Annotated in this window: 15 protein-coding genes; all 15 read right to left on the bottom strand. The window is 39.2% G+C overall.

Annotated features, from left to right (window positions below):
• Positions 1 to 8: 8 nt before the first annotated feature.
• A complete protein-coding gene (locus B8983_RS13425; RefSeq protein ID WP_084285998.1) occupies positions 9 to 1,139 on the bottom strand; it encodes a polysaccharide biosynthesis/export family protein in 1,131 nt (376 codons plus the stop codon).
• A complete protein-coding gene (locus B8983_RS13430; RefSeq protein WP_143736192.1) occupies positions 1,136 to 1,591 on the bottom strand; it encodes a low molecular weight protein-tyrosine-phosphatase in 456 nt (151 codons plus the stop codon). Before B8983_RS13430 ends, B8983_RS13425 begins: the two co-directional genes overlap by 4 nt.
• A 10-nt stretch (positions 1,592 to 1,601) precedes the next feature.
• Entirely contained in the window at positions 1,602 to 2,063 is a 462-nt protein-coding gene (locus B8983_RS13950) for a hypothetical protein (RefSeq protein ID WP_143736193.1), read from the bottom strand.
• Positions 2,064 to 2,390: 327 nt separating this feature from the next.
• Complete coding sequence (locus B8983_RS13435; protein WP_084286002.1) at positions 2,391 to 2,900, bottom strand: transcription termination/antitermination NusG family protein; 510 nt, start codon at positions 2,898 to 2,900, stop codon at positions 2,391 to 2,393.
• A gap of 238 nt (positions 2,901 to 3,138) precedes the next feature.
• Positions 3,139 to 4,056, bottom strand: a complete 918-nt coding sequence (locus B8983_RS13440; RefSeq protein ID WP_084286004.1) for a YdcF family protein — start codon at positions 4,054 to 4,056, stop codon at positions 3,139 to 3,141.
• 265 nt (positions 4,057 to 4,321) lie between these two features.
• Positions 4,322 to 5,365 (bottom strand): aspartate carbamoyltransferase catalytic subunit, encoded by a 1,044-nt coding sequence (locus B8983_RS13445; RefSeq protein ID WP_084286006.1) that lies wholly within the window; start codon positions 5,363 to 5,365, stop codon positions 4,322 to 4,324.
• A 199-nt stretch (positions 5,366 to 5,564) separates the two neighbouring features.
• Positions 5,565 to 6,116 carry a bifunctional pyr operon transcriptional regulator/uracil phosphoribosyltransferase PyrR gene (gene pyrR, locus B8983_RS13450; protein ID WP_084286008.1) on the bottom strand — a complete coding sequence of 184 codons (552 nt, stop codon included), beginning with the start codon at positions 6,114 to 6,116 and terminating at the stop codon, positions 5,565 to 5,567.
• Positions 6,117 to 6,153: 37 nt separating this feature from the next.
• Complete coding sequence (locus B8983_RS14290; protein WP_143736194.1) at positions 6,154 to 6,282, bottom strand: entericidin EcnAB; 129 nt, start codon at positions 6,280 to 6,282, stop codon at positions 6,154 to 6,156.
• Positions 6,283 to 6,528: 246 nt separating this feature from the next.
• Entirely contained in the window at positions 6,529 to 6,786 is a 258-nt protein-coding gene (locus tag B8983_RS14295) for a nucleotidyl transferase AbiEii/AbiGii toxin family protein (RefSeq protein ID WP_255372812.1), read from the bottom strand.
• 2 nt (positions 6,787 to 6,788) lie between these two features.
• Entirely contained in the window at positions 6,789 to 7,115 is a 327-nt protein-coding gene (locus B8983_RS14300; protein ID WP_255372813.1) for a nucleotidyl transferase AbiEii/AbiGii toxin family protein, read from the bottom strand.
• A 20-nt stretch (positions 7,116 to 7,135) separates the two neighbouring features.
• Complete coding sequence (locus B8983_RS14240) at positions 7,136 to 7,291, bottom strand: hypothetical protein (protein ID WP_234987055.1); 156 nt, start codon at positions 7,289 to 7,291, stop codon at positions 7,136 to 7,138.
• Positions 7,284 to 7,889, bottom strand: coding sequence for a type IV toxin-antitoxin system AbiEi family antitoxin domain-containing protein (locus B8983_RS13460; RefSeq protein WP_084286016.1), 606 nt, complete (start codon positions 7,887 to 7,889; stop codon positions 7,284 to 7,286). The genes B8983_RS14240 and B8983_RS13460 overlap by 8 nt, the downstream gene beginning before the upstream one ends.
• Before the next feature lie 176 nt (positions 7,890 to 8,065).
• Complete coding sequence (locus B8983_RS13465) at positions 8,066 to 8,251, bottom strand: AbrB/MazE/SpoVT family DNA-binding domain-containing protein (protein WP_084286010.1); 186 nt, start codon at positions 8,249 to 8,251, stop codon at positions 8,066 to 8,068.
• Between the two features lie 471 nt (positions 8,252 to 8,722).
• The gene (locus B8983_RS13470) at positions 8,723 to 9,037 is read right to left on the bottom strand and encodes a helix-turn-helix transcriptional regulator (RefSeq protein ID WP_084286012.1); all 315 of its coding nucleotides are present in this window, start codon (positions 9,035 to 9,037) and stop codon (positions 8,723 to 8,725) included.
• A gap of 164 nt (positions 9,038 to 9,201) precedes the next feature.
• Positions 9,202 to 10,068, bottom strand: a complete 867-nt coding sequence (locus tag B8983_RS13475) for a helix-turn-helix domain-containing protein (protein WP_143736195.1) — start codon at positions 10,066 to 10,068, stop codon at positions 9,202 to 9,204.
• Positions 10,069 to 10,292 lie beyond the last annotated feature (224 nt).

Consider the following 10,292-nt stretch of genomic DNA (forward strand, 5'->3'; position numbering starts at 1 on the left):
ATTGATTTCTACTTTAGGTTAGAAGTAATACTGGTACCCGATTGAGCCACTGAGGTTAATGGGAAGAATTGATTAATAAAACGGCCAATTTCTGTCACGTCGGTAGCTGATACATAGACTACGTCCCGCGGCCTAATCGCAAACTGCTCCGCCATCACAAGGGATGCAGGATCTCTACCGTCTAGGCGATAAATTACTGGGTCGCCATTATCATCCGCACGCATTACGTAAACCTTCGTAGCTGCAGCTGAAAATGGATTCAGGCCACCCGCATCAGATAATACTTCGGTGAGACTCATTTTACCGCGACGCATAATGTAAGAGCGCGATTGGTTAGACCCAATTGAATTGCCCACCTCACCCAAAACAAACACCTTACGAGATTGACGATCAGGCACGCCCAAAACATCACCATTTTTCAGAATGATATTCGCTGTCGTATCACCACTGTAATAAATACGATCTAGATCTACCCTTGTACTCACTGCTCCGCGAGTTAAAACCAAATTGTAAAGATCAGCTTCTTGAGTCAGACCACCTACTAAACCTAAAGCATCAGTAATTCGCATTGGCTGGTCTGTAATTGGAACGACTCCCGGAGCTCTCACTTCACCAGAAATAAATACCTTTTGACTTCTAAATCCAGCAACGTCCACGTCAATTTGTGGATCTTTAATATATTTACCGAGTCGTTGAGTCAGTAATTGTCTAAACTCCGTTATCGTGAGACCTTGGGCATGAATTGTACCCACAAGTGGAAAAAATAAATCGCCCTTTTCATCAATGGTACGTCCTGCCGGAGTACTTGCTACAGCACCTTGTGTAACCTGAGTTGTGACCGGTGATAAATCTGGATTTCCCCAAACAAAAATCCTTAAAGAGTCTTGCGGTCCCAGTCTATAGGTACTAGAAGACTCGCCGAGTGGGCCAGTACCTACTAATTGTTTTGCTTTGGCAGCATCTTGCTGTTGCATTTTACTAACTAAGCCTGGCGTCACTTTAACCAGGGTGTAATTTTGTTGATCCGCCCCGTCTTGAACTTCATTAGCTTCTATGAAACGCGCACTCGTACCAGGTAATAAGGTACAACCAGTTAAAGCCAGCAAACTCATCATGACTACACAATAAAACAACCTCATGCACACACCCCTAATTGGATTAATTTATCTGCCCAAAGCTTTGACAGTTTTTCTATCTGCTCGACTGAAGACTCATATTCTACCCGTGGCCCGCCAATCGGATCCAAGACTTGAGCCTGCTGATCCCAGTGGCCAAACAGCTTTACTTTACCAGTAGCAATTGGACTCATTTTAGTCACCTGATTACGATGCTCATCGGTCATACACAATAGTAAATCATATTTTTGAATCAATGACGGCATTAAGGCTTGTGATCGATGGGTCGTAATATTGGAATACCCACGTTCAGTCAGCAGTTCCTGCATCGTAGCATCTGCCACATTGCCATTCAGCGCCAATGTACCAGCGGAATCTACTTGAACTTTTTGGTTTTGTAAAAAACGTTCTAAAAAAACCTGCCCAACTGGACTACGGCAAATGTTTGCCGTACAAATTACTAGGATACGATACATACGGGATAGATTAATTCGATGTCGACTTAGAACTTCGGCTAGCGGATGAGCTAGAAGATGATTGAGATGAACTACTTTGACTAGAACTAGATGAGTTTTTACTCTTCTTACTGTTCTTACTAATAGTCGTATTTCTCGAAGAAAGCTGCTTTTTAGATTTAGCGTTTCTTCTGCCTTGCGGGGTGTATTGGTACAAATAGGCATTAATTCTAGGTGCTAAGAAAGCACCAATCCCTGCTGCAATTGCTGCTCCCAATAGCAAAAGATAAATACCATCGTTATCCTCTGACCCATCTTCGGATCCATTCAAGAGTACATAATGGATTAAAAAATAGATAAATAGTCCACCAACTGCCCAGCAAGCACGTGCAAATCCCGTACGGTAAGATTGACCATTCCTTTTGCCAGTAGCTGGAGCTTGCGAAAGATTTAAGAAGCCTTTCCAAGTTTGGCGCAAAATCATCTTAAACAACGGTACCTGCTTTCAAATTAATAGGTTTTTCACTCATTTTGTAAATATTTAATGCTCAATAGCAGTTATTTACCTAACTTTTAGTTATGAATACTATAACTTATTTTTTGATTTCAGGGTCAATTCCATACCTTCATCTCCGAACAAACCCTAAGGTACTGTTAGGTATTTTTGAGCACGCTACCGCCATTCCGCCATGGTTTCCCAAAGAAGATTTTAAAAAAGTAAATTTAACCACTTTAAAAATGACAATTCAACTATATGTCATTTATCTAATAACTTTTACTGAATAACTTCAATTAGAAGAGGTAAAAAAACTAAAGGGCTTTAATGAAGTTTGCTTAAGGTCGCAACAGGAACTTGGATTTTTTGTAACTTCCCCAACAAGTCAATCAAGACCATTGCCCTCATCTCACCATTCGCTTGCTGTTGAATTTCCTGAAAACTACCACTTAAGCCTTTCATGGGACCTTCTTGAATCATTACCTGTTCATTTGACTCAAAAATTTTTTGAGTGGTTTGTCCAAAACTCTTGGCTTGTTCTTTAATCAACTCTAGCAACTCATTTGGCACTTTGACCGGGTCCGTATTCATCCCAAACCGCAACATTTGGTGCACACCTCTGGTTGAGCGAATCGGAAACCAATTACTGTGTAATTGATCTAACTGAATAAACAAATACCTTGCAAACAAAGGTTCAGGCTTGGCTTCTAATGATTTACTCCGAATAACTTCCTTCGAAATCGTTGGTAAATACACTTCAAATCCTTGATTTTGCAGATTTTCTTGAGCCCTAAATTCTTGCCTAGGTTTTGTGTGTATTACATACCAATTCATTATGAAACTCTAACCTTTTAATGATTTTTTACGTTTTTTCATACAAGTACTTAAAATTGATTTCTTTAAGAATGTTGTAATTATAGGTTATTCAAATGAAATTTATTACACATGCACCATTTTGACTCATTTAAATACCTACTTTTGGGTGTAATTTACACAGTTTTAAGCTTACTTATTCAATATTTCAGAGTTCTGCTTCAACTTCGCATTTCAGCTTCAACGATTGACGTAATCTTCATGAAAATAATTTGTATCTCCAGTGATACCAAATGCCACCCATCGCCTCATGCCAAATTTCACGAACGCGTTGCAAACCGCCTGGGCCTGGTAAGAAATCTAAAATAGTTAACTCGTGCATATCGAACTCATTGGCAAACTCAAAGCCCATAGGAGCTGAAGTTACGATAAAGCCATATTTTTCAAAGATTTTCTTTGCTCGAGGAAGGTGCCAAAAATTAGTGACTAAATATATATGATGAATCTGCTCTTTTTCTAAAATCTTTGCGCTGAACTGGGCATTTTCTTGAGTGGTTTTAGACTGATCTTCAATCCACCGAACCTTGACATTAAAGTCCTCTAGTAACACTTTGGCCATCACCTGCGCCTCTGGAGATGGGTATTTTGAACTTGGCTCTGGCGCCCCACCTGTCACTAAGATGGGAAGTTGCGTATGTCTTGCCAGTAATGCTGCGTAACGCACTCTTTGCAAGGCATCTTTAGAAAGATCCTCCATCATTAAATCATTACGATCTAATACACCCTTGAGCTTACCTCCGCCCAAAACAACAATCGCCACAGGAAGATGTTCTTTATCTGCAATCAACCTTTGTTGGGTCAACTGTTCCTCGGTCAATGGTTTCTGCTGTACTCCCATAGTTGGTGGCTGATGCTGACTCACCTTCAGATCTGAGAGTTTGATTGCAACCGGCCAATCCATCCAATGCCCCGAGAAGGCAACCAACCAATTGGCGAAGGCAGTTGTACTAGTGACCCAAATCATCAATAAGCACATACCTACGAATAGACGTTGTACCTTGAGGCGTCTCTTCAGAAAGAGTAACGCTGCCCCTGCCAAACAGATCCAAAGGAGTGGTGGCATCATCAACGCTGCAATCAAATTACGCAGCAGGAAATCGATAGATAGGCTTTGCATCTAAGTATTGATGTTGTTAATCATTTAGTTTTTATTCATCTAGTTATTTATCAACTGATTCATACTTCTTTCTGTTGCTAAAAATACCTGCAATGTACGCAAGTCATTGAGGGATCGAACGAGACTAAATTTAAACTGTTACTGAACTGTGACTGAGCTGTGACTGAACTTCTACTATATTCATCACCTACTCAGTTGAAAAAAGCACTGTGCATTACCACTGCACGATCAGTAGATGAGCAATACATAAGTGGTTTACTACTGATTAATTTCCCGCCACAATCGACATCACTGCCATCCGCACGGCAATCCCAAAAGTCACCTGCTTCAGAATCACGGACTGAGGACCATCTGCGACTTCACTAGCAATTTCCACTCCACGGTTCATCGGACCAGGATGCATCACAATCGCCCCTTTATCAGCGAGAGCCAATCTTTCAGGGGTAAGCCCCCACTGCCGGAAAAACTCTTCACCTTTAGGCACTTGCCCTACTTCCATTCTTTCTTTCTGGATACGCAGGGTCATCACCACATCCACGCCTTTTAAACCTTCTTCTAGGCTATGGAACACTCTCACGCCCTGTAAATCAAGATCACTCGGAATTAAGCTTTTCGGACCAATCACCCGAATATCTTGGCAACCTAAAGTGGCCAAGCCATAAATATTCGATTTAGCGACTCGGCTATGAATCACATCCCCCACAATCGCGACTTTGAGTTTGGTAAAGTCTTTCTTAAAGTGGCGCATCGTAAACAGATCTAACAGTCCTTGTGTCGGATGTTGGTTGGTTCCGTCCCCGGCATTAATCACATGGACATAGCTTGGTAAATGACGGGCAATTTGCTCAGAAGCCCCTGTGGTTTTATGCCGAACCACAAAAATATCCGCTTGCATGGCTACCAGATTATCGATCGTATCCAGTAAGCTTTCTCCCTTAGAGGTAGAGCTGGTTTGAATATCTAAGTTAATCACATCCGCTGATAATCGATTACCAGCAATTTCAAAGGTGGTCCTTGTTCGGGTTGAGTTCTCAAAAAAGAGGTTGAAGACACTTTTGCCACGCAAGAGTGGCAGCTTCTTTACTTCACGACTTGGATTATTAAAACTAACGAATTGGTTGGCTGTATCTAAAATTTGCTCAATCGTTAATTTAGGCAAGCCCTCTAGCGTTAACAAGTGGGTTAATTGCTGATTGGCATTGAGTTGAATCTGTGGAGCTTTCAACTCAATAGTATTTGACGTGGGAGAATTTGAGTTGGGATTAGAGGAATTTAAAGAAGAGACGTTATTTTTATCAGAAAAGTCCATGAATTCTAAATACTCCAATATTCGTTATGAAATTGCCACCATTTTACGACTGAACAAAACTTAGCGATTTTTTTAGCTAAAAACATTTCAGGAAATTCACCTTCCTGAATGTTATGAATGCAAGTACGCTTGTGACTAACTACCCATCATGTTCTTGCTAATGCAAGTTCTAAAGGTACAAACACTAATAATATTTCTATTAAGCAGGTAGCTTACGCTCCGTATTAAAATCCAGCTTTCCGTTAGGTAACAAACTCAATACCAAGCGTTGATTATCACCAAGATCTAATACCTTAGCACCGCGGTAAGAGGCTTCAACTGGCAATTCACGGCGATAGCGATCAGCTAAAACAGCTAGCTCCACCTTGGCGGGTCTACCAAAATCAAATAGTTCGTTCAGCGCCGCTCTCACAGTTCTACCGGTATCTAAGACATCATCGACCAAGATGACATGAGCACCTTCTACCGAAAAAGGTAAATTCGTCGACATTCCCTCTGAACTATTAATTGCACTAGTCCCTTTGGCCGAATAATCATCCCGATGAAAACTTACATTCACGACACCATAACTGGCTAAGCCGAGATCTTTAGCTAAGCGCTGTGCAACCCATACTCCCCCACTGGCAAGTCCTGCCAATTGGATATTTGGGTTTTTGATCTGCGCTTCTTTCAATAAGCCGAATAAATGCGTATACAGTTTTTCTGCATCCGGTAGGGAGGATGGAATTTCGTCAGGTATGTTGGCTGTCATGATGTTGAATTATTCTGTTTAAGTATCTTAAAAAGATTTAAGGTAATTTTTCTTTAGTCCAAGTTGCAGATCGTTCAATATCTTTGCCTAAGCCTTGTACGGTATTACATGCTACCAGTGAAAGGGCCAAACTGCTGAGGGTCAAAATCATTAGAAGTTTTTTCATTGTTCCACCTTTTCGTTTGTAAAAAATTTGTCTAATACGATTTTATTGTAAATTTAAAAAAAATTTCTGAGTAAAACTTGATATTTTCTTTAGTAATTTTTGTTGTTGCATTTTAAATCCATTAGTCTTTATTACCCCAATTAATATGACAAATTTCTAAGATTCATCCTTCGAATAAATATCCTAATTTATTTTGTAGTCCTTTTACCAGTTCATTTAATTCATATTTTTCTAATTGATTTTTTCTTAAGAACACATTCCATTGAATATTTTTGTTTTATCTTGTGAAAACTCACTTGTTAAGCCCATCGGCAAACCCGAAGGCATAATAGTTTTTCTTCGACTTGTGGTCGCTTCTACAGCTTTCCTTAAAGTTTCTTTATCTAAATCAGAATGATGTAGGATGACCCATAGGTCAAAATAATCTTTCAATCTACTATTAGCAATACCAAGAGAAATAATTGCATCTAATTTTTCAGCTACTACGGTATAACGTGGGTACACTCTTAATTAGGGCTAGGATACTCATTCAGCAATACTGGATAGTCAACCAACTCTAGTGCTGGTATAACTGCATCTCCATAACCGACATCTACCTGCACAGTTGATCTGGCACTGTCAAGATTTGCCACTAAGTTAATTCGCATACCCGTATAGTTTGCCTCCTTACGAATTTCTTCCGCACGAATACTGTCTCCATCAAACCTAGTACCATTTCTCAACTCCAATTCACACAGCTCTTTAAAAGTCTGTATTAAATAAGCCGCTTCAGGCAATTGAAAGCCAAGTAAATCGATATCTCTTGTTGCCCTTAATGGTACGTCGAACCACACATCAAATAGCAATGCTCCCTTTAACAAAAATGATCACGATGTGCAGAGATGCTTAGCCGATACAAAAATCGCTCCAGTGCATAACGGGTGAGAATTAAATTAAAATCCTTACCCTCATCTTTCGCCTTGTTTTTCAACTTAGCTCTAACTGATGCTGCAATGTTTTTATCAACCATTTAGACTCTCTAGGTATGGCCTCATCACATTATTTACTCGGCAAATTTTGGCATATTCCCAAACTTTATCCATTGACATCCTTTTACTTCGCCAAGCCTCCTGCAGTGCCTCAATCGCAATATCTATACCAATTTTATTCCGGTATTTAAAACAATCTACGATTGTCTTTTCAATATCAGTCACGCAGATGTTCACTACATCGTCAATTACTTTAGTCTGTACTCCTGACGCTAAGGCTTCACCTGAGAATCGAACCACCTTTAGTGGGGGGTATTGCATATGTGGTGCACGTGCCTTTACATCCACCGCCAACCAAACCTGATGTGGAGACTGAGTCGTCAAGCCATGCATTTGTAAAGCTGTAAGTAAACAAAATATGCTGTGGGGAAACTTAATCGCCACTTCCGCCAAGGTGGACTGTTCGGTGGGTACTCGATCGGGAAGAGTATATAAACCTCGACTGAGCTGCAACAATCGCCCATCATCTACTAGCTTTGCCAGTTCGCCTCTGGGTAAATTTAGGTTAGCCAAATCCCTTGCTCTTAAAATACCTTTTTGAGCCGCCATAACTAGAATGTTTTCTTTAGAGGATTGCATATGGACCATATTAACATATTGTCGGTAAATATTAACAAATACCTACATTTTGTACGGTCTAATAATTTCTAAACGACTATTTCTCAAATTGCCACACTAAAGTAATGAGGAATTCTCACCTTTCTCTCGGTTTGATTTGATCAATAGCAATAGTAATTTCAATAAACCCTTATTGATTAAAAGGTACCTCTCTTATCTGGCTTTAGTTCTGCACGCTCATTCATAAAATCCTCTGATACTTTAAGCCCACTTACGAAAAAGTTATTCCAAGCCTTTTTATTTTGCCTATTAGAGTTTTCAATTTCTAGATTTCGAGTAATCATTTTCTCCTCTTTTTCTAAGAAGTTTGCTTCAACAGACATTTTGACTCCTTAGATGCGATTGTTCACAACACTGATGTAATTTAGTATGTCATCTCTTCTTTGAATAGCAAAATTTAAAGATCTCCAACATTTTGAGCTACAGTAATTTCTCCTTACCTAGACTTACTTGCTAGTGGCAAAGCTTTATGATTCTCGAGATAAAAGGACAGCCCTGTTTCTAAAGCAACTTTAACATTTAGTAAGGCCTCTGTTTTATTAACACCAAAAGTAATAGCTTATGACACATCACGAAAAGTGACTAAAAGCGTGTCATCGCTTTTAGTAAAAGTTGCTAGGTAAATAAACAATTATTTTTACTTTTATCTGAATTATTTTAGGTTGCTGATTTCAAGCTTTTTTGGTTGTATTACCATCACTAAATATTGATATCTTAAATTTTTAAAGATTTTTTGATCTTTTATAACCATAATTCTTCAATGGATAAGGAGGTCATTCAGGCTTTTTTGTCATTCAAGATTTACTCTTTTTTTTTCTAGGCTGAGATAACTCCAGGTCCTGTAGACGACGTCCAAGGACATCATCTTTTGCCAATAAATTTAAGTCATCCTGAAGCTGTAGTGCAGCCAAGATTCTGAGGTAAGTGCCAATCGCCACTGCAGGAAAGCCTTTTTCTGCTCGATGTAAGGTCATTCGAGAAATAGATGACCTTTCTGCCAATGCTTCAGCAGAGATGCCTCTGCGTAAACGAGCGAGTTTAATCCGCTCTCCTAAGTTATTTAAGATCCTCTGCTCGGATGGAAAGATAGGTTGTGGTTTACTTGGCATGTATCACATTATTTATAAATAACCGAAATTTTGTGCACAATGTGATACATATTTATTAAATGATGTTAATTTTAGGTTTTGCAGAATTTATTTCGGAGAACATCCAATCAAGACATATTGATTAGAATAATCTTTAAACCACTCTGTAAAAACATCCAAACCTCTCACCATCTAAAACTCCCTTCTAATTCACGCATTGCCAATTCTATTCTGGCATCAGAACTTTCTTTAAAACTTAACCACAAAGAAAGCTTGTCCACACATTTGACTCCTAAGGAGTTAGTACCTTCACGGTTCATCCTTGGTTCATAAGACCATATTTGATAACAATTAGCCGCAGGCTCTTTTTCAGGTAATACCGTAATGGTCTGCTTAACCTCTAACCAGTCTTTACTCGATAAAGCATAACAAGTCTCTTCATCCGAGTTAATCATTGTTAGGTTTGCTAAAGCTGAAATGCCAGCCAAGCCAATTTCCGATCCGTTCAATTTAATTACATCATGAGTCCAGATTTCCTGTTTCACTGGACTTCTTAAATACGGTTTAGCTTTTTGCCAAATTTCCTGATGTGTATCATTAGTTCGTAAATATTTACGTCGACCAATACTGAACTCTTCAAACAAACCTAACCCCACCAATTCATTTACCGCTCTAGAAGCTGTCATGCTGGTGTATTGCAATGCAGGTGCCACTTCACTAGGAGACCACTCTGCTGATATTGGATTGTTTTGTAAAAACCACAACAACATGGCTTGGGTCGCAGGATTGAGTTCTGAAGTAGGTGCTTCTTTCTTACGAAAAAAATATTCGCGCAAGTCAATGCCCAGTTCCATTAAGAAGAGTTGATTTCCTGGAACCAAAAATGATATCTTTTGCTCGATTAAATAACGTCTTTCATAAGAGGTCAGAGACTCAAAACACATAACCAAAGGTGTATTACTGGACAAATACTTCAAGGCATCTCTCATTTGACGTAAAGGCATATTTTTTTGTGGAATCGCCAATGTCACCAAACACTTTGTAAATTTCACTTGTAAAAACTTAAACTGATCTTGAAGTAAATATGGGAGATGCTCAGTCTTAGGGTAATCAATCAAGACAAGATCAGTTAACCCCAAGGTATTGTTGAGGTAGTAAGTTATGGACTCTTTATTTAATAAGGTGAATTCTAATACGAAGTGCAACTTTGAACAATGAGAGGAGGCTAAGGATGATTTAGTATCTAAAGCTTCTAGACCGCCAAGTCAAAGTAGCC

Source organism: Polynucleobacter kasalickyi (genome assembly GCF_900176405.1).
Classification (GTDB): Bacteria; Pseudomonadota; Gammaproteobacteria; order Burkholderiales; family Burkholderiaceae; genus Polynucleobacter; species Polynucleobacter kasalickyi.

Bases quoted from the DNA above. Each gene is read 5' to 3' on its own strand.
- B8983_RS13465 (WP_084286010.1), bottom strand. From the start codon at position 8,251: ATGTCTGTTGAAGCAAACTTCTTAGAAAAAGAGGAGAAAATGATTACT.
- B8983_RS13435 (WP_084286002.1), bottom strand. From the start codon at position 2,900: ATGAATTGGTATGTAATACACACAAAACCTAGGCAAGAATTTAGGGCT.
- B8983_RS13445 (WP_084286006.1), bottom strand. From the start codon at position 5,365: ATGGACTTTTCTGATAAAAATAACGTCTCTTCTTTAAATTCCTCTAAT.
- pyrR (WP_084286008.1), bottom strand. From the start codon at position 6,116: ATGACAGCCAACATACCTGACGAAATTCCATCCTCCCTACCGGATGCA.
- B8983_RS13460 (WP_084286016.1), bottom strand. From the start codon at position 7,889: ATGCAATCCTCTAAAGAAAACATTCTAGTTATGGCGGCTCAAAAAGGT.
- B8983_RS13470 (WP_084286012.1), bottom strand. From the start codon at position 9,037: ATGCCAAGTAAACCACAACCTATCTTTCCATCCGAGCAGAGGATCTTA.
- B8983_RS13430 (WP_143736192.1), bottom strand. From the start codon at position 1,591: ATGTATCGTATCCTAGTAATTTGTACGGCAAACATTTGCCGTAGTCCA.
- B8983_RS14240 (WP_234987055.1), bottom strand. From the start codon at position 7,291: ATGGTTGATAAAAACATTGCAGCATCAGTTAGAGCTAAGTTGAAAAAC.
- B8983_RS14290 (WP_143736194.1), bottom strand. From the start codon at position 6,282: ATGAAAAAACTTCTAATGATTTTGACCCTCAGCAGTTTGGCCCTTTCA.
- B8983_RS13425 (WP_084285998.1), bottom strand. From the start codon at position 1,139: ATGAGGTTGTTTTATTGTGTAGTCATGATGAGTTTGCTGGCTTTAACT.
- B8983_RS13440 (WP_084286004.1), bottom strand. From the start codon at position 4,056: ATGCAAAGCCTATCTATCGATTTCCTGCTGCGTAATTTGATTGCAGCG.